Consider the following 20,926-nt stretch of genomic DNA (forward strand, 5'->3'; position numbering starts at 1 on the left):
CTCCAGCAGGAACAGTGTTTCCCGAAGCGATCACGCACTCTTTCGAGGAGCACCACCATGCGCACCACCACGCTCGGCAGCACCGGCCCCGAGGTCGGCGTCATCGGTCTCGGCTGCATGGGCATGACCCACGCCTACGACCCGGACGGCCGCGACGACGCCACCTCCGTCGATGTGCTCCGGCAGGCGCTCGACCTCGGTGCGACGCTGATCGACACAGCCGACGTCTACGGCCCGTACACCAACGAGGAGCTGGTGGGCCGGGCGCTGGCGGGCGGCCACCGGGAGCGGGCGGTGCTGGCCACGAAGGTCGGGCTGGAGTCCGCCGCGGACAAGCCCGGCGATCACACCGCGCTGGTGCGCAACGGCCGTCCCGAGCACATCCGCCGCTCCATCGACGCGAGCCTGCGCCGCCTGGGCACCGATTACGTGGACCTCTACCAGCTGCACCGGGTGGACCCCGAGGTGCCGGTCGAGGAGAGCTGGGGCGCGCTGGCCGAGGCCGTCCAGGCGGGCAAGGCCCGGCAGATCGGCCTGTCGGAGCCGACCGTCGAGGAGATCCGGCGCGCGCAGGCCGTGCACCCGGTCGCCTCCGTACAGTCCGAACTGTCGCTGTGGACCCGCGAGGCCCTCGGCGAGGTGCTGCCGTACTGCGAAGAGCAGGGCATCGCCTTCCTGCCGTTCTCGCCGCTCGGCCGCGGCTTCCTGACCGGCAGCATCGCCTCCTTCGACGAGCTGCCGCAGGACGACTTCCGCCGCCGGCTGCCGCGCTTCCAGCAGGACGCGCTGAAGACCAACCTGGAGCTGGTGGGCAAGGTCCGCGCCATCGCCGGGCAGTACGGCGTCTCGCCCGCGCAGGTCGCCCTCGCGTGGGTGCTCGCCCAGGGGCAGTACGTCATCCCGATCCCGGGCACCAAGACCCCGAAGTACCTGGTGGACAACACCGGCGCGGCGGACATCAGCCTGCCGTCCGCCGCCCTGGCCGAGCTCGACGCCCTGCCGGCGGCGGAGGGCACGCGCTACTGAGGGCACCCGTTGCTGAGGACGCCCGTCGCTGAGGACGCCCGTTACTGAGGGCGTCCGTTACTGAGGGCGTCCGTTACTGAGTGCGTCCGTTACTGAGAACGCCCCGGCCGTCCGCGCCCCCGGCGTCAGCCTCCCCCGCCCCGTCGAAGAGCTGCGCCAGCTGCATGTCCAGGAGCTGGACGGCCTTCGCAGGGGTGTGGACTTCCAGCAGGATGTACGTCGAGAGACCGTCGGCCAGGCTGATCAGCACCATCGCCTCGTCGTCGGCGTCCCGTTCCGGGCGTACCTCGCCGCGTTGCATGGCCAGCCGCAGCTGGTCGGCGAAGAAGGAGCGCAGCCGGGGGACGCCCTCGCGGGCGTCGGTGCGCAGGGAGGCGTCGTGGACGGCCCGGTTGAAGTGGGCCACGCCCACCAGGAAGCCGGTGCGGCTCTGTTCGTCCAGGGGCAGCATCCCGGTCAGGCAGGCGCGCAGGATGTCGCGGGGCGCGGGCTCCCCCTCCAGCGCCTCGATCCGGGCGCGGATGCGCTGCTGGGCGAGGGTCTCGATGTAGCGCAGCGCGAAGACGAGCATCTCGTCCTTGGTGCGGAAGTAGTGCTGGAGCCGCCCCAGGGAGATGCCCGCCTCGGCGGCGACGTCCCGCAGGCTCGCGGCTTCCAGGCCCCGGCTGCTCGCGATCCGCCACAGCGCCTGGGAGATCTCCCGGCGCCGCGCCTCATGGTCCACCTTCTTCGGCACGTGACCGTGGCCTCGCCTTCTTTTTACAAGTCGCTCGTACCGTTATAACGTACCGCTACTCAATACACGCGACTTGCCAAAGAACGGGGACCCTCATGCCCGCACCCGCCACTCCCCTGCTGCGGCCACCCCGCAACCGCGTCGATCCCCGCGCCCGCCGCTGGTGGACCGTCCAGGCGCTGCTGACGGTCAGCGGGCCGATGCTGGTCACCGCGCTCGCCCTGGCGGTCTGCTCGGTGCTGTTGTTCCCCGGCGCGCTGCCCTGGCTCGGCCCGCTCCTGCTGGTCGTCCTGGTCCTGCCGGCGCTCGGCTATCTGCTGGTCATGCCGCGGTGGCGGTACTCCGTGCACGCCTGGGAGCTGGGCAGCCGCGCGGTGTACGCGGCGGGCGGGTGGTTCTGGCAGAAGCGGCGGATCGCGCCGCTGTCGCGGGTGCAGACCGTGGATACCGTGCGCGGCCCCGTACAGCAGCGGTTCGGGCTCGCGACGGTCACCGTCACCACCGCCTCCACCGCCGGGGACGTGAAGATAGCCGGGCTGTCCGACGCGGACGCCGAGGAGCTGTCGCGGCGGATCGGCGAGGCCGCGCAGGCCGTGCCGGGTGATGCCGCATGACCACCGCGACGTCTTCCGCCACCGGCGCACCGCCCCGGTGGCACCGGCTGGACCGGCGCACCCTCCTGGTGCACTGCGGCTGGATGGCCGCCCCCCTCGGCTCGCTCGCCCTGACCGCGCTGGCCACCGGCGGCCGGATCGACACCGGCGCCTGGATCACCCTGGCCGCCATCGCGGGCAGCTTCGCGGTGCTCACCGTGATCGGGCTGGTCCGCTGGGCCCGCACGGACTACCGCGTCACGCACGACTCCTTCGAGGTACGCAGCGGGGTGCTGACCCGGCGTCTGCGGTCCGTACCGCTGCACCGCATCCGTACGGTCGACCTGACCGCCTCGCCGCTGCACCGGCTGCTCGGTGTCACCGTCCTGCGCGCCGGTACCGCGGGCTCCTCGGACGGCGGCGGCGAACTCTCGCTGGAGGCGCTGACGGCGGCCGACGCGGAGCGACTGCGGAGCACGCTGCTCGCCCGCGCGGACGCCCGGACGACGGACGAGGACCCGGTCGTCTCCCGCATCAACTGGCGCTGGCTGCGCTACGCCCCGCTCACCTTCTGGGTGATCGGCGGTGTCTTCGCCGCGGCCGGCGGCGCCTACCGCGTCCTGGACGGCGCCGGGATCGAGCCGTGGAAGCTGGGCATCGTCCGCGGCGCGTTCGACGAGTTCGGCGCCAGTGCGCTCTGGGTGACGATTCCGCTCGCGCTGCTGGCCGTCGTCGTCCTCGGCACGGTCGGCGCGCTCACCCTCTATGTCGAGGGCTGGTGGAAGTTCCGCCTCGAATGGTCCGACGCGCACACGCTGCGGGTCCGGCGCGGCCTGCTCACCACCCGGTCGGTGACCATCGAGCGGGCCCGACTGCGCGGCGTGGTCCTGCGGGAGCCGCTGCTGCTGCGGGCGGGCGGCGGCGCCACCGTGCGCGCGGTCGCGGGCGGCCTGGGCAACAAGGAGGAGAACCGCAAGCGCAGCGTCATCCTGCCGCCCGCGCCGCGCCCGGAGGCGGTGCGCACGGCGTCGGGGACGCTCCGCACCGGCTTCCCCGACGCCGGGCTCCGCGGGCATCCGCGAGCGGCCCTGCGCCGCCGCCGCATGCGCGGACTGCTCTTCGTCACGCTTCCGGGCACCCTCGCCCTCACGGCCCTGGGCCTGCTCCTGACGCCCGTGCTGCTGCACTGCGCCTGGGTGTTCGCGCTGGTGTCGGTGCCGGTGGTGCTGTGGCTGGCGCGGGACGCGTACCGCAGTCTGGGGCACGGCCTCGACGGGCGGCACCTCGTGACGCGCTCCGGCACGTTCAGCCGGGACACCGTCGTACTCCAGCGTGAGGCGGTCGCGGCCTGGACGTTCTCCAGTTCGCCGTTCGGCCGACGGGCCGGTCTGGTCACCCTCACCGCAGCGGTCGCGGCCGGCGAGGACGGCTACCACGTACGCGACATCCCGGCGGCCGACGCCCCGGCGCTGGCCGCGGCCGCGGCGCCCGGCATCCTGGAGGAATTCCTGGCGCACGGCCCCGCGAAATCCCGGGCGGCCAGGCGCCGTACGTGATCGCAAATCCTTGTCAACCCACGTGTTGTCCACCAACCATGACGATGTGGACATGACATAGATCACACCCCTGTCACGTGCACGGCGAGGGCGGGCACACCGTCCTACATGGCGTAAGCCATGTCCCCGACCCGACAGCCGTAAGGGAGCAGCCGCGGTGCAGAGTGTCATCGACCAAGCCGTCCAGGTACGTCTCATCGCGACCGCGCCCGGCTCGCACAGCGTGCCCGCGGTCCTGCACTACCACCCAGCCGACCCGCTCGCGGTGCGGATCTCCTTCCCTCCGGAGATCTCGCTGGACGGCGCCGCGGTCGACTGGGCCTTCGCCCGCGAGCTGCTCGCCGACGGGCTGGAGTCGTCGTCGGGCAGCGGCGACGTACGGGTGCGCCCGCTGGGCGGGGACCGGACGGTGCTGGAGTTCCACGTCGAGGACGGCGTCGCGATGGTCCAGGTCGTCACCGCCGACCTGCGCCGCTTCCTGGACCGTACGTACCGGGCCGTGCCCGCGGGCAGCGAACTCCTCGACGTGGACCGCGGCCTCGCGGCACTGCTCGGCGACGCGTGAGAAGCGACCGTTGAAAAGCGACGCGTGAGCAGCGGCGTGTGAGAAGCCGCGTGTGAGAAGCGGTGTCCGGGCCCCGGCCGTGCCCCGGGGCCCCGACACCGCCTCCCCCGCCCGCCTCAGCGCTTCGGGAACCCGAATCCGTACCCCTGCTGCTTCATCCACGGCAGCAGCCGGTCCAGGGCCCCGACCGTCTGGCTGCGGTCGCCGCCGCCGTCGTGGAAGAGGACGGTCGGGCCGTTGCTCAGTTCCTTGCGCACCGTGCGCACGATCGCGTCGGTGCCCGGCCGCTCGAAGTCCTTGCTGTCCACGTTCCAGCCCAGCGGGCGCATCCCGTGCTGGGCGGCCAGCTTCCTGCTGTACGGGGTGAAGGCGCCGCCCGGCGCCCGGTAGTAGTCGACCCGGGGTCCGTCCGCCGCCTTCTCGATCATCTGCTGTGCGTCGAGGATCTGCTGCGACTGGTACGGGTCGGGCCGGTGGTCCATGCCGGTGTTGTGGCTGATGGTGTGGTCGCAGAGCTTGTGTCCGGCCGCCGCCACCTTCTTGACCAGGTCCGGGTGCGCCTCGGCCTGCGGGCCGATCATGCAGAAGGTGGCCTTGACGTCGTACTTCTTCAGTACGGCCAGCACCTTCGGGGTCCAGACCGGGTCGGGGCCGTCGTCGATGGTGATGTTGAGGCTCTTGCCGGGCCGGTCGGAGGCGTGCACGATGCTCGGATCGACCGGGGCGGGCCGCGCCTGTTCGGTGGTGCCCGCCTGCGCCTCGGAGGTGGCGCCGGACTGCCCGAAGGTCAGATATCCGGCCACTCCGAGCGACGCCGCCGCCACCGCGGCCGCCGTGATGATCCCGCCCCGCTTGACGTGCCGTGCCATTGCGTATCCCGTCCCTACTGCCCTGCGCGTGCTGCCGCGGACACGTGTACGGACACCCCCGTAGGCGCCGTACGATTCCCCCTGCGGTGCACTCGCGCGATTACTGCCTTGCATCACGACAGATGCGAAGAATTGAGGGCAGGATCCGCCTGTTACCGATCCATCATGAAACTTATTGATACTGGTGCCATGCCCCGAGTACTTCTCATCGAGGACGACGCCGCCGTGCGCGACGGAGTCACCCTCGCGCTCCGCCGGCGCGGCCACGAGGTGGCGGCCGCGGCCAGCGGCGAGGACGGCCTGGACCTCCTCCCCGCCTTCCGCCCCGACATCGTGCTGCTGGACCTGATGCTTCCGGGCAAGGACGGCTTCGAGGTCTGCCGTCGCATCCGCGCCGACCGCCAGCTGCCGATCATCATGCTCACCGCCCGCGGCGACGACCTCGACGTGGTCCTCGGCCTGGAGGCGGGCGCCGACGACTACATCGTCAAGCCCGCGCGCGGCGAGGTGCTGGAGGCCCGTATCCGCGCGGTGCTGCGGCGCACCGCGCTGCCCGCCGACGGCGACGCCGGACCCGCCGAGCCGGGACCCGCACCCGTGGAGACCTACGGCGAACTGGCCGTGGACCGTGCCGGACTGGTCGTCTCCAAGAGCGGCGCCGACCTCCCGCTGGCCCCCTCGGAGATGAAGCTGCTGCTGTTCCTGTCCGCGACCCCCGGACAGGTCTTCAGCCGCCAGCAACTGCTGGAGCACGTCTGGGAGCACAGCTACCACGGTGACGCGCGCCTGGTGGACGCGTGCGTCATGCGGCTGCGTACGAAGATCGAGGACACCCCGCGCAGCCCCCGGTACGTCCAGACCGTCCGCGGCTTCGGCTACCGCTTCGGCCCCCTGTGAAGCGTCCCCGGCCCGCCGGCCGCGCGCGGCACCCCGTCCTGCCCCGCTCGCTGCCCCGCGGGCTGCGGGTCCGGCTCGTCGTCGCGTTCCTGCTGGTCGCCGCGGTCAGCGCGCTCACCACGGCGGCGCTGACGTACCGCGAGGCCCGCAACGCCATCCTCCAGCGCTCCCAGGACACCGCGATCAAGGACCTGCGGGGTCAGGTCAATTCGCTCGCGCCCGACCTCGCCGTGCCGCCGACCCGCGCGGACGTCGACGAGTTCACCCGGCAGCTCGACCGCTCCGGCAAGGCCCGGGACTGGGACGTCTACGTCCAGTACAAGGGCGTCGCGGAGAACGACCGGAGCCGGCTGCGCCTGCGCGTCATCGTCCCCGACGAGCTGCGGGAGTCGGTGGAGACGCGGCATGTGACGGCGTTCCAGCGGGTGGACCGGGACGGCGATCCGTGGCTGCTGATCGGTATGCCGGTGATGCAGTCGCAGACCGAGGCCCGTACGGCGTCCCCGCTGTCCGTCTACGCCCAGCTCCCGCTCCGCGCGGAAGAAGCCAACGTCGAGGCGCTGGTGAGCGCCGCGCAGCGCGGCGCCCTGCCGGTGCTCGCGCTGGCCGTGGTCCCGGCGCTGCTCGCGGCCCGCGGTGTGCTGCGGCCGGTGCGCGGGCTGCGGCAGGCCGCCGGGCGGATCGCCGAGGGCAAGCTGGAGACCCGGCTGGAGGTCAAGGGCGCCGACGAGCTGGCCGACCTGTCCCGGACGTTCAACGACATGGCCGCCAAGCTGGAGGAGAGCGTCGCCGACCTGCGCCGTATGGAGGCCAACTCGCGGCGGTTCGCCGCCGACGTCTCGCACGAGCTGCGTACGCCGCTCGCCGCGATGACCGCCGTCACCGACGTGCTCGACGAGGACGCCGACGCGCTCGATCCCGACACCGCCTCCGCCGTCCGGCTGATCAGCCAGGAGACCGGCAAGCTGGCCCGGATGGTCGAGGACCTCATGGAGGTCTCGCGCTTCGACGCCGGGGCCGCGGCCCTGCACCTGGACGAGGTGGACGTCGCCGAGACGATCCGCAAGACGCTGCAGGCCAGGGCCTGGCAGGACCGGGTGGGCGCCGAACTGCCCGACGGGGTGCGGGCGCGGCTGGACCCGCGGCGGCTGGACGTCGTGGTGGCCAACCTGGTCGGCAACGCGCTGCACCACGGCGGGGAGCCGGTCCGGGTACTGCTGCGCGCGCCGGACCCGGGCGACGGACGGCTGGTGATCCGGATCGTGGACAGCGGCCCCGGCATCGACCCCGAGGTGCTCCCGCACGTCTTCGACCGCTTCTACAAGGCGGACTCGGCGCGCGCCCGTTCCGAGGGCAGCGGACTGGGCCTGGCCATCGCCATGGAGAACGTACGGCTGCACGGCGGGACCATGCAGGCCGCCAACTGCCCGGAAGGCGGCGCGGTGTTCACCGTGGAGCTGCCGCTGCCCGAGCAGGAGGCGGGCGGCCTCCCGGATGCCCCCGATGCTCCGGAAACGGCCGGGGAGCCCGGCCAGGAGCCGTCGGACCGTACCGGGAGCAGCCCTGCCGGTACGGTCGACGGCCAGGACACGACGGACGGCGGTGACCGCCCGGCGAAGCGCCCGGCGGCCGCTCCGGACGGGAAGGCGGACCAGACGTGAGCGTGCCGAACTCCGTGCGGGCCCGGCGGATCGCGCTGGGCGGGCTGCTGGCGGGCACCCTCGTCGGCTGCGGCATCGCGCCGACCGGCGTGATCGACGCGGGCGAGCCCGCCCACGGCCTCAAGGCGCCGGGCAAGCCCGCGCCCGACGTCCAGCTGTACTTCCTCGGCCCGACCGGCCTGCGTCCCGCCAGCCGCCCGGCGACCGCGCCGGTCGGCCCCGAAGAGGCGATCAATCTGCTGCTGAAGGGGCCCAACACCGCCGAACAGCAGCGGGGACTCACCAACGTGCTGCCCCTCCTGCCTGGCCGGGTCACCGCGGACGCGCAGGACGGCACGGTCACCGTCCACCTGCCCGTGAGCGCCGAACGGCTCGACACCCCCTCCATGAGCCAGCTGGTGTGCACCGCCGCCAACGCCTCCGTGCCCGGCGGCCGGAGCCCCGCGGACGTCCTGGTCACCCTGGTGAGCGAGAACGCCAAGGTCGGCCCGATGGTGTGCGGCGGCACCAACGCCTTCCCCTTCATCCGGCCGAGCCCGTCCGCCACACCGCCGGGCTGAGGGCCTGCCGGTTCCGGCTCCCGCGTACATGCGCGATTCGCGGGAAAGCCGGACACTGGATCACCCGGGGCCCCGCCGGAAAAGCACAGGGAGTGACGATCGCGGACACCGGGTGACACGCCTCGCCGGGGCGGCCTCACCGAGGCGCAGGCCGGAACGGACGATGGGAGGGTCCGATGGCGGAATCCGTGCTGCGGGACAGGACCGGGCGGGCGTTCGGCCGCCTGGTCGACCGGTATCTGGACATGCCCGAGCCGGTCACCTCCGACGTCGAGTGCGTCCGGGATCTGCGCATCCCCATGGGGGACGGCGTCGTGCTGCTCGCCGACCGCTACCGGCCGCGCGGCGCCGGGCCGCTGCCGGTGGTCCTGCTGCGTACGCCGTACGGCAAGCACAAGCCCGACATCAAGCTGTTCGCGGGCGTGCTGGCGCGGCGGGGCTTCCAGGTCGTCGCCCAGAACGTACGCGGCGTCTTCGGCTCCGGCGGCGAGTTCCACGCCTTCGTGCACGAGAAGGACGACGGGCTGGCGACCGCGGCGTGGCTGCGCGAACGGGCGTGGTGCGACGGACGGCTGGCCACCGCGGGCGCCAGCTACCTCGGTCACACGGAGTGGGCGGTCGGCCCGTACCTCGATCCGCCGCTGGAGGCGATGTGTCTGGGGATCACCACCTCGGACTTCCCCTCCGCCTTCTACCCGGGGGGTGTACTGGCGCTGCACAACATGCTGGTGTGGTCCTCCGCGACCGGCACCCAGGAGGAGACGCCCCTCGGCGGCCTGCTGCCCAACCCGCTCCAGACCCGCCGGGTGCAGCGCGCGATGCGGACGCTGCCCGTCGGCGAGACCGACCTGGCGGCCATCGGGCGGCCCGAGCGCTTCCTGCGCGAGGTCAGCGCGCACGCGGAGCCGGGGGACGGCTTCTGGGCGCCGGTCGACCACAGTGCCGCGGCGCCGCGGATGTCCACGCCGACCAGCATGGTGACGGGGTGGTGGGACCTGTTCCTGCCGTACCAGCTGCGGGACTTCACGGCGCTGACCGCCGCGGGGCACCGCTCGCGGATCACGATCGGGCCGTGGGCCCACGACCGGAACGCGCTGAAGGCGACGCTCACCGACCACGTGTCGTGGCTGAGCGCCCAGCTGGCCGGTGACACCACCCAGCTGCACCAGTCCCCGGTCCGCCTCTACCTCCAGCGCGCGGGCCGCTGGCTGGACTTCGACCGGTGGCCTCCGCCGCAGTCCGCCCCGACGCCGCTGCGCCTCCAGCCGTCCGGCGGGCTCGACTGGCCGGAGCCGCCGGGCAGTACGCCCGACCGGTTCACCTACCACGGCGCCGACCCGACGCCGTCGACCGGCGGCCCGCTGCTGCTGCCGGGCGAGGTCCGGCAGCAGGACAACACGGCGGTCGAAGGGCGGCCCGACGTCCTGGTCTTCACCGGCCGTCCGCTGCCCCGCGACCTCGACCTGATCGGCCCGGTGTCGGCCGAGGTCCACGTCCGTACGGACTCCGGGTACGGCGACGTCTTCGTACGGCTGTGTGACGTGGACCGGGCGGGTGTCTCGCGCAACGTCACCGACGGCATCCTGCGGCTGCGCCCCGGATCGCCCGCGGCAGACGCCGACGGGGTGGTGGCGGCCCGGGTGGAGATGCACCCGACCGGCTACCGGTTCCTGCGCGGGCACAGCCTGCGGGTGCAGGTCGCGGGCGGTGCGTTCCCGCGGTTCGCGCGCCACCACGGGACCGGGGAACCGGTCGCGACGGCCGTCGACTGCCGGCCGATACGGTTCGAAATCTTCCACGAGCCGGGCCGTCCCTCGGCGGTGGTGCTGCCGCTGATGAGCGCACCGGCCCCGCACGGCGGGAGTGAACCGGCGTGACCGCGGTACTCGTCGTCCCGGCCCGCGCGCCGCGCGGCCGGCACCGGTGACGGTGCCCTGCCGAGGGCCCACGGGGCCGAGGAGATGCCATGGGACTGGTCAAAGCGGCCGTGATCGTGCTCGACTGCGCCGACCCGGAGAAGCTGGCGGACTTCTACGCCGACTTCCTGGAGGGCGAGATACGTACCGAACACCTGCCCGACCGGGTCGAGGTCATCGCCAACGGCGCCATGCTGTCCTTCCGCCGCGACCTGAACATGACGCCGCCGACCTGGCCGCGTCCCGACAGCTCGCTCCAGGCCCACCTGGACCTGCTGGTCGACGAAGGGGACATGGACGAGGCCGAGCGCAAGGCGGTCGGCCTCGGCGCGCGTCCGCTGGACACCAAGGACGACACCGGTCCCCGCGAGGTGCGGATCTACTCCGATCCGTCCGGTCACCCGTTCTCGCTGCGCTGCTCGCTCCAGTCGGGGCCGAAGACCGACTGAGCGCCGGGGCCCCGCGGCGGTGCCTCACCCGCGTCCCAGGCGCAGCCGCAGGAAACGCGGCCGGTACAGCTCAACATCGCTGTTGACCTGGGCGACGGAAGGGGCACCCGGCGGGCCGAGCCAGTTGACGTCGTAGCTGACCAGCAGCCCGCCGCCGGCCGTGAACTCCGGGTGGGCCTGCGGGTTGTACACGGCGACGCGGTGCTGTCCGGTGGGATCGGCCGGCCGGGGCGGGGTGATGCGCCCGGCCGGTCCGTGCCACGGGCCCTGGGGCGAGCACGCCCAGTACGTAGCGATGGACGACAGGCCGTCACCCGGCGCCCCGGGCTCGTCCATCGTCAGCAGCACCCAGGTGCCGCCGTCCCGCACGACGGTGAAGGCGCTGCCCACGCCGCGCCCCCGGCCCTCGCGGATCACCGGGGCCGCCCGGCCGGAACGCGGCTGCCAGGTGCGGCCGTCCCAGAACTGCCAGGCCCCGGCCTCCCCCAGCCGCCCGGCCGGAACCCGTGCGAGATAGGCGTTCGAACTGGCGCGTCCCGGCCCGTCGTCGCCGCCGTAGACGTACGTCCACGCGCTGTCCGCCACGGACGCGGTGCCGTACAGGACGCGGCGCGCGGGGTCCCGTACGGAGGTCTGGCCGACGGCCGGGGCGATGCCCTCCAGCCGCAGGTCCGGCAGGGAGAGAGTGGCGACCTCGGTCGCCAGGGGCACGCCGTAGACCCACGGGCCCTGGCCCGGCGCGCGGTTCCACAGCAGGACGCGGACAACCTGTTCGGGTGACCCGGGGGCGCGCGGTTCCACGTGCGCCTGCACCGGCCAGCGCCAGCCGTCCGGTGTGTCGGGGAAGAACGGTCCCGGTCCGTAACCGGTGGCGCCGGTCAGGGTCCGCTCCAGGCGGCCGGTGCGGTCCATGACGACGAGGGAGTTGTGCGTCAGGGCGGGGGCGCGGCCCGTGTCGGAGGAGCGCCAGGGGTACGGCTGCCCGTGCGGGTTCGGCGGGGGCTGCACCCGGTCGAGGAAGGTGTCGGAGAAGATCCACAGGGTCCGGCCGTCGGGCAGCCGGACGGAGTGGGTGCCGTCGCCGCCGGTCCAGTCGTCCATGCGGGCGTTGTCGTTGCCGTAACGGGTGAACTCGCCGGTGAAACGGGATTCGGCGGACCACGAACCGACGGTCCGCGCGGCGCACGCCGGGCCTTCGCGGCCGGGGAGCGCGAGCAGCAGGGCCACACCGGCGATCAGGGCGAGCACCGCTGCCACGGCGACGGTTCGCCTCACCGGCGGAACGCGCATGTCCCTCCTCGGCACGGTGGCGGGCCGACCACCGTACAGAACCGGTCGTACGGCGGCCGCGGAACGCCCCGACCTGCCGAAATTGCGGCGATCCGCCCGCTACGGGTCACCTGCCCGCCGCGGAAACACCCCCAAAAGGGCGATCGTGGACCTTCCCGATGGAGCAATGCCTGGTCAACGAGTGCAAGGTCACAGCCCGATGCCCTGCTGCGGCTAACGACCGTTCGCCTAGCCTGCTGCCATGACCGTCCAGCCCCCCGAACTCCCTCTGGCCGCCGCGTTCCCGGATGCGGACCGCGAGCAGTGGCAGCGCCTGGTCGAAGGCGTGCTGCGCAAATCGGGCGCCGCGGAGGCGACCGGCACCGCCGCCGAGGACGTGCTCGCCACCGCGCTCCAGGACGGCATCCAGGTCCGTCCGCTCTACACCGCCGAGGACGCGCCCGACGCCGCCGACGCCACCGGCCACCCCGGGTTCCCGCCGTTCGTACGGGCCGGCCGCGCCACCGGCAGCACCGTCGCGGGCTGGGACGTACGGCAGCGCCACACGGGCAGCGATCCGCGGCGCGCCAACGAGGCGGTCCTCGCCGACCTGGAGAACGGCGTCACGTCGCTGTGGCTGGCCGTCGGGGACGGCGGGGTGCCCGCGGCGGACCTGGCCACCGCGCTCGACGGGGTCTACCTCGACCTGGCGGCCGTCGCCCTGGACGCCGGTGCGGACTTCGCCGGGGCGGCCGAGGCGTGGTTCCGGCTCTGCGCGGAGAAGGGCGTGGCACCGACGGAGACGGCGGGCACCCTGGGCGCCGACCCGCTGGGCGTGGTGGCCAGGACCGGCCGCGCGGACGGCCTGGCCGGGCAGCTGGCCGCGGCGGCCGGACTGGCCCGCCGGTGCGCCGGCGAGGCGCCGCGGATGCGCGCGCTGGCCGTGGACGCGCTGCCGTACCACGAGGCGGGCGGCTCGGCCTCCGAGGAGCTGGGCTGCTCACTGGCCACCGGCGTGGCCTACCTGCGGGAGCTGACCGCGGCGGGCCTCGGCGTGGACGACGCCTGCGCGCAGCTGGAGTTCCGGTACGCGGCGACCGCCGACCAGTTCCTCACGATCGCCAAGCTGCGGGCCGCCCGGCGGCTGTGGTCGCGGGTCGCCGAGGTGTGCGGCGCCTCCCCCGGCGCGCGTGCGCAGCGTCAGCACGCGGTGACGTCGACGGTCATGATGACCCGTCGGGACCCGTGGGTGAACATGCTCCGCACCACCGTGGCGGGGCTCTCGGCGGGAGTGGGCGGCGCGGACGCCGTCACCGTCCTGCCGTTCGACGACGCGCTGGGGCTGCCGGACGCCTTCGCCCGCCGCATCGCGCGCAACACCCAGTCGATCCTGCTGGAGGAGTCGCACCTGTCGAAGGTGATCGACCCGGCGGGCGGGTCCTGGTACGTGGAGCGGCTGACCGACGAGCTGGCCCGCGCGGCCTGGGCGTGGTTCCAGGAGATCGAGACCGTGGGCGGGCAGGCCGCGGCGCTCGGCTCCGGGCTGGTCGGCGCGCGGCTGGCGTCGACCTGGCGCAAGCGGTCCGAGGACCTCGCGCACCGCCGCGAGCCGGTCACCGGCGTGAGCGAGTTCCCGTTCCTGGCGGAGCCCGCCGTGGAGCGCGAGGCGGCGCCCGCACCGGCGGGCGGCGGGCTGCCGCGGGTGCGCCGGGACGAGGCGTACGAGGCGCTGCGCGGCCGCTCGGACGCGCATCTGGCGGCCACCGGCAGCCGCCCGAAGGCGTTCCTCGCGGCGCTCGGCCTCGCCGCGGTGCACACCGCGCGTGCCGGCTTCGCCGCCAACCTCTTCCAGGCGGGCGGCGTCGAGCCGGTGCACGACCCGGTCTCGGTGGACGCGGAATCGGCGGCCGAGGCGTTCACGGCGAGCGGCGCGGGTATCGCCTGTCTGTGTTCGAGTGACGCGCTGTACGCCGAGCAGGCCGCCGAGGTCGCCGCGGCGCTCAAGGCGGCGGGCGCACGGCAGGTGCTGCTGGCCGGGAAGCCGGGCGAGCAGCGGGAAGCATATGTACGAGCCGGAGTGGACGCCTTCGTCTTCGCGGGCTGCGACGCGGTCGGGGTGCTGTCCTCGGCCCTGGATGTCATGGAGGTGGCGTGATGGAGCGCGCGACACGGCAGGCGGGCGCCATCCCGGACTTCAGCACGGTCGAGCTGGGCGAGCCGCAGGCACCCGCGGGCGACGCGGCGCAGTGGGCGGCCGCCGTCCAGGAGGCCACCGGCAAGGGCGTCGACGACCTCGTGTGGGAGACGCCCGAGGGCATCGAGGTCAAGCCGCTGTACACCGGCGAGGACCTGGCCGGGCTGGACTTCCTGCGGACGTACCCGGGCATCACGCCGTATCTGCGCGGCCCGTACCCGACCATGTACGTCAACCAGCCCTGGACGATCCGGCAGTACGCGGGCTTCTCCACCGCCGAGGAGTCCAACGCCTTCTACCGGCGCAACCTGGCGGCCGGTCAGAAGGGCCTGTCCGTCGCCTTCGACCTGCCGACCCACCGCGGCTACGACAGCGACCACCCGCGGGTGACCGGCGACGTCGGCATGGCGGGCGTGGCGATCGACTCGATCTACGACATGCGGCAGCTCTTCTCCGGCATCCCGCTGGACCGGATGACGGTGTCGATGACGATGAACGGCGCGGTGCTGCCCGTCCTCGCCCTGTACATCGTCGCCGCGGAGGAGCAGGGCGTACCGCCCGAGAAGCTGGCCGGGACCATCCAGAACGACATCCTCAAGGAGTTCATGGTCCGCAACACCTACATCTATCCGCCGCGCCCCTCGATGCGGATCATCTCCGACATCTTCGCGTACACCTCGCAGAAGATGCCGCGCTACAACTCCATCTCGATCTCCGGCTACCACATCCAGGAAGCGGGCGCGACGGCCGACCTGGAGCTGGCGTACACCCTCGCGGACGGCGTCGAGTACCTGAAGGCGGGCATCGACGCGGGGATGGACGTGGACGCCTTCGCGCCGCGGCTGTCCTTCTTCTGGGCGATCGGCATGAACTTCTTCATGGAGGTCGCCAAGCTGCGGGCCGCCCGGCTGCTGTGGGCCAAGCTGGTGCAGCGGTTCGACCCGAAGAACCCGAAGTCCCTTTCCCTGCGCACCCACTCGCAGACCTCCGGCTGGTCGCTGACCGCGCAGGACGTGTTCAACAACGTGACGCGTACGTGTGTGGAGGCGATGGCCGCGACACAGGGCCACACCCAGTCGTTGCACACCAACGCGCTGGACGAGGCCCTCGCCCTGCCCACCGACTTCTCCGCCCGTATCGCGCGCAACACCCAGCTCTTCCTCCAGCAGGAGTCGGGCACCTGCCGGGTCATCGACCCGTGGGGCGGCAGCGCGTACGTCGAGAAGCTCACCCACGACCTGGCGCGGCGGGCCTGGCAGCACATCGAGGAGGTCGAGGCGGCCGGCGGCATGGCCAAGGCCATCGACGCGGGCATCCCCAAGCTGCGGGTGGAGGAGGCCGCGGCCCGTACCCAGGCGCGGATCGACTCGGGGCGGCAGGCGCTGATCGGCGTCAACAAGTACCGGGTGGACACCGACGAGCAGATCGACGTGCTCAAGGTCGACAACTCCGCGGTGCGCACCCAGCAGCTCGACAAGCTGCGGCGGCTGCGCGCCGAGCGCGACGAGGCGGCCTGCCAGGACGCGCTGCGGGCGCTGACCGCCGCCGCCGAGGCCGGTCCCGGCCAGGGCCTGGAGGGCAACCTGCTGGCGCTGGCGGTGGACGCGGCGCGCGCGATGGCGACCGTCGGTGAGATCTCCGACGCACTGGAGAAGGTCTACGGGCGCCACTCCGGCCAGATCCGTACGATCTCCGGTGTGTACCGAGACGAAGCAGGACCGTCCTCCGGCGTGGACCGGACCCGGGACCTGGTGGCGGAGTTCGAGCGGGCCGAGGGACGCCGGCCGCGCATCCTGGTCGCCAAGATGGGCCAGGACGGCCACGACCGCGGCCAGAAGGTGATCGCCACGGCCTTCGCCGACCTGGGCTTCGACGTGGACGTCGGCCCGCTGTTCCAGACGCCGGCGGAGGTCGCCCGGCAGGCCGTGGAGGCGGACGTGCACGTCGTCGGCGTCTCCTCGCTGGCCGCCGGACACCTGACGCTGGTGCCGGCGCTGCGCGAGGAACTGGCGGCGCAGGACCGGGAGGACATCATGATCGTGGTCGGCGGGGTGATCCCGCCCGGTGACATCCCGGCGCTGCACGAGGCGGGCGCCGCGGCCGTCTTCCCGCCCGGTACGGTGATCCCGGATGCCGCCTACAACCTGGTCAAGGACCTCGCCGGGGTCCTCGGCCACGACCTGTGAGCCACGACGTTGACGCCTGACACGCCCCGGCCCCGCGCGGCCCGCAAGCGACCGACGATCGACATCGACCAGTACGCGGCGGGCGTGCGCGAGGGCTCCCGGGCCTGGATCGCGCGCGCCATCACGCTGGTGGAGTCCACCCGGGCCGACCACCGGGCGCTGGCGCAGCGGCTGCTGGTCGAGCTGCTGCCGCACTCCGGCACGGCCCGGCGGGTGGGCATCAGCGGGGTGCCCGGAGTCGGCAAGTCGACATTCATCGACGCGCTGGGCTCCCAGCTGACGGGGGCCGGGCACCGGGTCGCCGTGCTGGCCGTCGACCCGTCGTCCAGCCGTACCGGCGGCTCCATCCTCGGCGACAAGACGCGGATGGAGCGGCTGGCCGCCGACCCGGCGGCGTTCGTGCGCCCCTCCCCCACCTCGGGCACGCTCGGCGGGGTGGCGCGGGCGACGCGGGAGTCCATCGTCGTCATGGAGGCCGCGGGCTACGACGTGGTGCTCGTCGAGACGGTGGGCGTCGGCCAGTCCGAGACGGCCGTCGCGAACATGGTCGACACCTTCCTGCTGCTCACCCTCGCCCGCACCGGCGACCAGCTCCAGGGCATCAAGAAGGGCGTGCTGGAGCTGGCGGACCTGGTGTCGGTCAACAAGGCGGACGGGCCGCACGAGCGGGACGCCAAGTCGGCGGCGCGGGAGCTGTCCGGCGCGCTGCGCCTGCTCCAGCCCCCGGACGCCGCCTGGACCCCGCCGGTCCTGACGTGCAGCGCCCGCGAGGGCACCGGCCTGGACACCGTGTGGGACCGCGTCGAGCAGCACCGCAAGCTGCTGGAGTCCACCGGGGCACTCGCGGACAAGCGCCGTGACCAGCAGGTCGACTGGACCTGGTCGATGGTCCGCGAGCAGCTGCTGAACCGGCTCCGCGACCACCCCGGCGTCCGGGACGTGGGCCCGGAAGTGGAGCGGGAGGTACGGTCCGGCACGCTGACGGCGACGCTCGCGGCGGAGCGGATCCTCAAGGCGTTCGGAATGCCGGACGGCGAACTGTAGCGGCGGGGCGCCCCGGGCTCACGCCGGGGACATCACCTCGTACAGATTCCGGTCGCCGTCCGCGAAGAACAGGCCGCGCGGGCAGAGCGGGTGGTCGGTCCGGCCGTTGTCCGGGTGGGCGGGGTCGTTGCCGTAGGGCACGCCGGCCGCCCGGATGCGGGCGAGGATCCAGTCGAAGGTGTCCGGGTCCACGTCGAAGGCGAGATGGTGCCCTTCGGGGTCCGGCACCGTCATGAAGTCGAGGGTGAGCTGCTCGTTGACGCGTACGGGCGCGAAGTGCCCGTTGCGGCCGGCCGGCGGCAGTTCCTCCAAACCCATGACCGAGGCGAAGAACCGGGCCGCCGCGCGGTGGTCGGAGGCGGGCACGATGGTGTGGTTGAGGGTGACGGGCACGGGTGTTCCCCCGGGGTCGGTGAAGCGCCCACCGTACGGAGCGAGTGCTCACTCCGTCAACGGAGTTCCCCGGTCGGCGAAGTGGGCGGCGGCCGCCTCCTCGAAGCGTCGCTCCGCCTCGGAGACGTAGGTGTCCGCGCGCCGCACCAGGCTGAGGGTGCGGCGGCAGCCCGGGACGTCCAGGCGCAGCCAGTGGACCGGCGCTTCGGCCGTCTCGTTTCGCGCGAGCGCCGGAATGAGCCCGATGCCCAGCCCGGCGCCGATCAGGAACTGGGTCGCGGCCGGCTCGTCGCCCTCGCAGGTGATGACGGGCGTACGGCCCGCCGCGGCGAACAGCCGGTCGAGCAGCTCGCGTTGCCAGTGCCCGGTGCGCGTGGTGACGAACGGTTCGTCCACGACATCCGCCAGGCCGACGCGGCCCCGCCCGGCCAGCGGGTGGCCGGCCGGGACGGCGAGCAGCACGTCCTCCTCCATCAGCACCACCGAACGCAGCCCGGACCCGCCCAGCGGCTGCGAGGCGACACAGAAATCCACCTCCCGCGCCGCCAGCTGACGCCGCATCACGGCAGCGGTCGACTGGTGGAGGCGTATCTCGACGCCGGGGTGCGCGGCCCGGAAGGCGGAGAGCAGCGAGGAGAGCGTCAGCAGCGTCTCGGCGGCGACCACGACCCGCCCCTGGTCCAGCCCGGCGGCGTCCGCCAGCTCGCGCCGCGCGTCGTCCAGTTCGCCGAGCGCGCGCTCGACGCGGCGCAGCAGGGCCGCGCCGTACCGGTTGAGGCGGATCGCACGTCCCTGCCGGTCGAAGAGCAGGACACCGAGTTCGGCCTCCAGCCGGGCGATCGTCCGGCTCACCGCGGGCTGCGCGATGCGCAGTTCGGCCGCGGCCCTGCTGATGTGCTCGTGCCGGGCCACCACCCGGAACGTCCGCAGGGACGTCAGATCCACTCCGGGCTCCCGCTCAGACGGTGAGGCCGCCGTCGACGGGCAGGATCGCGCCCGTCACGTACGAGGCCCGGTCGCTGAGCAGCCACGCGGCGGCCTGCGCCACCTCGTCGGGGGCGGCCGCGCGGCGCAGCGGCGTACGGGCCGTGAGCCGGTCGACGACGTCCGGTTCGCGGGCGGCCCAGTCCTCGATCATGGCGGTCATGGTCGTGCCGGGGGCGACGGCGTTCACACGGATGCCCTGGGGGCCGTACTCGACGGCGGCGGTCTGGGTGAGGCTGTTGACGGCCCGCTTGGAGGCGCCGTACAGGCTCATCCCGGCGGACGGCTTGAGGCTGCCGACGCTGCTGTTGTTCACGATGGCGCCGGTGCCCGCGGTGGCGGTGATCGCCCGTATCTCGGCGGCCATCGCCAGCCATACGCCCCGGTGGTTGACGGCGGTGATCCGGTCGAACTCCGCAACCGGGATCTCGGCCAGCGGAGCGTGCCCGATACCCATGCCCGCGTTGTTGAACGCGCCGTCCAGGCGGCCGTGGCGCTCCACGGCCGTGTCCACCGCCCGTTGTACGTCGTCCGGGTCCGCCAGGTCGGCGACGACGTGATCGGCGATGCCGCCCGCCGCCCGTACCTCCTCGGCCACCGCGGCCAGTTCGGGGCCGGTCCGCGCGGTCAGCACGACGGCGGCCCCCTCGCGCGCGAACAGCCGTGCCGCGGCGGCGCCGATGCCACGTCCCGCGCCGGTGATCAGCAGGACCTTGCCGTCCAGCAGTCCGGCGCCCATCGCGCCCGGTCCCGCGTCCGTACCCGGTCCCGCGTCCGTACCCGTCGTCTCCGTCATGCCGATCATTGTGCCGGAGGCCGCCGCGGCGCCTGTCCATGACCTCCGGGCCCGCCGTGGGTGCCGTGGCTGCCGTGCCCGTCGTGTCCGGGGACCGTGCCGTCCGGTTTGGCGATCAGGAGCAGGCCGGCCATGCCCATGTCGGAGTGGCTCTGGACGTGGCAGTGGTACATCCACGCGCCGGCGCCCGCGCCCTCACCCGCGAGGAACTGGAAGCCGAAGGAGTCGGCGGGGCCGGTGATCTTGTTGTCGATGACGCGGCTGGTGTCGGCCGGGCCGTCCAGCAGGCCGGTGCGGTTGTCCGCCCAGCGGTGACCGTGCAGGTGGAAGGTGTGGTAATACTCGCCGTGCGTGATCGAGACGATCTCGACGCGGTCCCCCACCGTGGCGGTGAAGTCCGGCCCTTTCGGCAGGTTGTTGATCGTCATGTCGTTGAAGACGATGGTGAACTGCCGGTCCGGCAGCGGGTCTCCGGCTCGCCGCACCACCACCGGCCCGTACAGGCCCCGGCGGATGCCGCCCGTGCCGTGCTCGGTGCCCACCACGTGGTCGTGGTAGTGCCAGTAGCCCGCGCTGCCCGGCCGCCAGGTGCCGTCCGCGCGGCGGCCGGGGGCGTGGGTGCGCCAGGTGTACGTACGGGTGGCGCCGGGTTCCAGGTGGCTGCGGTTCATCCGGGTGCCGTCGCTGGCCACGTCGTAGTCGAGGCCGTGGACGTGCAGACTGGCCGCGGTTTTCAGGGTGTTCTCGCACTCGATGTGCAGGGTGTCGCCCTCGACCAGTTCGATCGGCGGGCCCGGGATGGTCGCCTTCCCCTTCTCCAGGCCGTAGCCGAGCTGCCCGTCCGGCAGCTCCTCGATGTAGAGCTTCAGGTGCCTGACCGCGCCCGCGGCGACGGCGGAGCGGCCGGTGCCCGCCGGGCGGACGGCGGCCACGGCCGGGGCCGCTGCCGTGCCGAGTGCCGCGACGGCGGCGCCCGTGGCGAGGAGACGGCGGTTGAAACCGCGTCTGGGGACGTCGGGTTCCTCGGTCATCGTGCTCCCACGGCAGGAGGGGACGGGGCGGAGGGGATGCCTGGGACGGTAGCCGTACGACCTCCGTTTATCCACACTCAGGACAAAGTTGGGTGCGTTACGGCCATAGCTCTTGGCGCGTCACCGAAAGGGGTCTAGCTTCAACGGCTGCTGCTGTCCGTGGCCACAGAGGGGCGGGTGCACCCGTGCGACCGATCCGGC

Annotated in this window: 19 protein-coding genes; 12 read left to right on the forward strand and 7 right to left on the reverse strand. The window is 73.2% G+C overall.

Translation table 11 applies throughout. From position 1 onward, the window contains the following. Window positions 1-57: 57 nt before the first annotated feature. Window positions 58-1,026 carry an aldo/keto reductase gene (locus A6A06_RS24230; RefSeq protein WP_073763455.1) on the forward strand — a complete coding sequence of 323 codons (969 nt, stop codon included), beginning with the start codon at window positions 58-60 and terminating at the stop codon, window positions 1,024-1,026. A 73-nt stretch (window positions 1,027-1,099) separates the two neighbouring features. On the opposite strand, the gene A6A06_RS24235 is transcribed toward A6A06_RS24230, so the two are convergent. Next, window positions 1,100-1,762: a TetR/AcrR family transcriptional regulator gene (locus tag A6A06_RS24235; RefSeq protein ID WP_073763456.1), complete on the reverse strand. Its 663-nt coding sequence runs from the start codon at window positions 1,760-1,762 to the stop codon at window positions 1,100-1,102. Window positions 1,763-1,857: 95 nt separating this feature from the next. Here A6A06_RS24235 and A6A06_RS24240 point away from each other — a divergent pair, with 95 nt between their 5' ends. The 3 genes from A6A06_RS24240 (at window position 1,858) to A6A06_RS24250 (ending at window position 4,476) form a co-directional block, all read left to right on the forward strand. Beyond that, window positions 1,858-2,376 carry a PH domain-containing protein gene (locus tag A6A06_RS24240; RefSeq protein WP_073763457.1) on the forward strand — a complete coding sequence of 173 codons (519 nt, stop codon included), beginning with the start codon at window positions 1,858-1,860 and terminating at the stop codon, window positions 2,374-2,376. Further along, window positions 2,373-3,911 carry a PH domain-containing protein gene (locus tag A6A06_RS24245; protein ID WP_073763458.1) on the forward strand — a complete coding sequence of 513 codons (1,539 nt, stop codon included), beginning with the start codon at window positions 2,373-2,375 and terminating at the stop codon, window positions 3,909-3,911. Before A6A06_RS24240 ends, A6A06_RS24245 begins: the two co-directional genes overlap by 4 nt. Window positions 3,912-4,068: 157 nt before the next feature. Continuing rightward, complete coding sequence (locus A6A06_RS24250) at window positions 4,069-4,476, forward strand: SsgA family sporulation/cell division regulator (protein WP_073763459.1); 408 nt, start codon at window positions 4,069-4,071, stop codon at window positions 4,474-4,476. A gap of 116 nt (window positions 4,477-4,592) precedes the next feature. On the opposite strand, the gene A6A06_RS24255 is transcribed toward A6A06_RS24250, so the two are convergent. Next, complete coding sequence (locus A6A06_RS24255; RefSeq protein ID WP_073763460.1) at window positions 4,593-5,345, reverse strand: polysaccharide deacetylase family protein; 753 nt, start codon at window positions 5,343-5,345, stop codon at window positions 4,593-4,595. Window positions 5,346-5,534: 189 nt separating this feature from the next. On the opposite strand from A6A06_RS24255, the gene A6A06_RS24260 reads away from it, so the two are divergent. The 5 genes from A6A06_RS24260 (at window position 5,535) to A6A06_RS24280 (ending at window position 10,828) form a co-directional block, all read left to right on the forward strand. Continuing rightward, the gene (locus A6A06_RS24260; protein ID WP_073763461.1) at window positions 5,535-6,242 is read left to right on the forward strand and encodes a response regulator transcription factor; all 708 of its coding nucleotides are present in this window, start codon (window positions 5,535-5,537) and stop codon (window positions 6,240-6,242) included. After that, window positions 6,239-7,903 carry a sensor histidine kinase gene (locus tag A6A06_RS24265; RefSeq protein WP_073763462.1) on the forward strand — a complete coding sequence of 555 codons (1,665 nt, stop codon included), beginning with the start codon at window positions 6,239-6,241 and terminating at the stop codon, window positions 7,901-7,903. The genes A6A06_RS24260 and A6A06_RS24265 overlap by 4 nt, the downstream gene beginning before the upstream one ends. Then, window positions 7,900-8,463, forward strand: a complete 564-nt coding sequence (locus A6A06_RS24270) for a GerMN domain-containing protein (RefSeq protein WP_073763463.1) — start codon at window positions 7,900-7,902, stop codon at window positions 8,461-8,463. Before A6A06_RS24265 ends, A6A06_RS24270 begins: the two co-directional genes overlap by 4 nt. Window positions 8,464-8,639: 176 nt before the next feature. Continuing rightward, window positions 8,640-10,340: a CocE/NonD family hydrolase gene (locus A6A06_RS24275; protein ID WP_073763464.1), complete on the forward strand. Its 1,701-nt coding sequence runs from the start codon at window positions 8,640-8,642 to the stop codon at window positions 10,338-10,340. An 89-nt stretch (window positions 10,341-10,429) separates the two neighbouring features. Then, entirely contained in the window at window positions 10,430-10,828 is a 399-nt protein-coding gene (locus A6A06_RS24280; RefSeq protein ID WP_073763465.1) for a VOC family protein, read from the forward strand. A 24-nt stretch (window positions 10,829-10,852) separates the two neighbouring features. On the opposite strand, the gene A6A06_RS24285 is transcribed toward A6A06_RS24280, so the two are convergent. Then, window positions 10,853-12,118 (reverse strand): DUF4185 domain-containing protein, encoded by a 1,266-nt coding sequence (locus tag A6A06_RS24285; protein WP_073763466.1) that lies wholly within the window; start codon window positions 12,116-12,118, stop codon window positions 10,853-10,855. Between the two features lie 241 nt (window positions 12,119-12,359). Here A6A06_RS24285 and A6A06_RS24290 point away from each other — a divergent pair, with 241 nt between their 5' ends. The 3 genes from A6A06_RS24290 to meaB are packed head-to-tail and all read left to right on the forward strand — an operon-like array spanning window position 12,360 to window position 17,521. After that, window positions 12,360-14,252 carry a methylmalonyl-CoA mutase subunit beta gene (locus A6A06_RS24290; protein WP_073763467.1) on the forward strand — a complete coding sequence of 631 codons (1,893 nt, stop codon included), beginning with the start codon at window positions 12,360-12,362 and terminating at the stop codon, window positions 14,250-14,252. Continuing rightward, complete coding sequence (gene scpA / locus A6A06_RS24295; protein ID WP_073763468.1) at window positions 14,252-16,477, forward strand: methylmalonyl-CoA mutase; 2,226 nt, start codon at window positions 14,252-14,254, stop codon at window positions 16,475-16,477. Before A6A06_RS24290 ends, scpA begins: the two co-directional genes overlap by 1 nt. 9 nt (window positions 16,478-16,486) lie before the next feature. Then, window positions 16,487-17,521, forward strand: a complete 1,035-nt coding sequence (gene meaB, locus A6A06_RS24300) for a methylmalonyl Co-A mutase-associated GTPase MeaB (RefSeq protein WP_073763469.1) — start codon at window positions 16,487-16,489, stop codon at window positions 17,519-17,521. 18 nt (window positions 17,522-17,539) lie between these two features. On the opposite strand, the gene A6A06_RS24305 is transcribed toward meaB, so the two are convergent. Genes A6A06_RS24305 through A6A06_RS24320 form a run of 4 tightly spaced genes read right to left on the reverse strand, consistent with a single transcriptional unit; the run spans window position 17,540 to window position 20,725 of the window. Further along, window positions 17,540-17,914 (reverse strand): VOC family protein, encoded by a 375-nt coding sequence (locus A6A06_RS24305; protein ID WP_073763470.1) that lies wholly within the window; start codon window positions 17,912-17,914, stop codon window positions 17,540-17,542. A 48-nt stretch (window positions 17,915-17,962) separates the two neighbouring features. Beyond that, entirely contained in the window at window positions 17,963-18,859 is an 897-nt protein-coding gene (locus A6A06_RS24310; RefSeq protein ID WP_073763471.1) for a LysR family transcriptional regulator, read from the reverse strand. A gap of 13 nt (window positions 18,860-18,872) precedes the next feature. Beyond that, entirely contained in the window at window positions 18,873-19,694 is an 822-nt protein-coding gene (locus A6A06_RS24315) for an SDR family NAD(P)-dependent oxidoreductase (protein WP_443333775.1), read from the reverse strand. 5 nt (window positions 19,695-19,699) lie between these two features. After that, the gene (locus A6A06_RS24320) at window positions 19,700-20,725 is read right to left on the reverse strand and encodes a multicopper oxidase domain-containing protein (RefSeq protein WP_073763472.1); all 1,026 of its coding nucleotides are present in this window, start codon (window positions 20,723-20,725) and stop codon (window positions 19,700-19,702) included. Between the last annotated feature and the right edge of the window lie 201 nt (window positions 20,726-20,926).

The organism is Streptomyces sp. CB02923, from assembly GCF_001905005.1.
Lineage (GTDB): Bacteria > Actinomycetota > Actinomycetes > Streptomycetales > Streptomycetaceae > Streptomyces.

Bases quoted from the DNA above. Each gene is read 5' to 3' on its own strand.
- A6A06_RS24255 (WP_073763460.1), bottom strand. From the start codon at position 5,345: ATGGCACGGCACGTCAAGCGGGGCGGGATCATCACGGCGGCCGCGGTG.
- A6A06_RS24280 (WP_073763465.1), top strand. From the start codon at position 10,430: ATGGGACTGGTCAAAGCGGCCGTGATCGTGCTCGACTGCGCCGACCCG.
- A6A06_RS24230 (WP_073763455.1), top strand. From the start codon at position 58: ATGCGCACCACCACGCTCGGCAGCACCGGCCCCGAGGTCGGCGTCATC.
- A6A06_RS24240 (WP_073763457.1), top strand. From the start codon at position 1,858: ATGCCCGCACCCGCCACTCCCCTGCTGCGGCCACCCCGCAACCGCGTC.
- A6A06_RS24320 (WP_073763472.1), bottom strand. From the start codon at position 20,725: ATGACCGAGGAACCCGACGTCCCCAGACGCGGTTTCAACCGCCGTCTC.
- A6A06_RS24315 (WP_443333775.1), bottom strand. From the start codon at position 19,694: ATGACGGAGACGACGGGTACGGACGCGGGACCGGGTACGGACGCGGGA.
- scpA (WP_073763468.1), top strand. From the start codon at position 14,252: ATGGAGCGCGCGACACGGCAGGCGGGCGCCATCCCGGACTTCAGCACG.
- A6A06_RS24275 (WP_073763464.1), top strand. From the start codon at position 8,640: ATGGCGGAATCCGTGCTGCGGGACAGGACCGGGCGGGCGTTCGGCCGC.
- A6A06_RS24290 (WP_073763467.1), top strand. From the start codon at position 12,360: ATGACCGTCCAGCCCCCCGAACTCCCTCTGGCCGCCGCGTTCCCGGAT.
- A6A06_RS24245 (WP_073763458.1), top strand. From the start codon at position 2,373: ATGACCACCGCGACGTCTTCCGCCACCGGCGCACCGCCCCGGTGGCAC.
- A6A06_RS24260 (WP_073763461.1), top strand. From the start codon at position 5,535: ATGCCCCGAGTACTTCTCATCGAGGACGACGCCGCCGTGCGCGACGGA.
- A6A06_RS24285 (WP_073763466.1), bottom strand. From the start codon at position 12,118: ATGCGCGTTCCGCCGGTGAGGCGAACCGTCGCCGTGGCAGCGGTGCTC.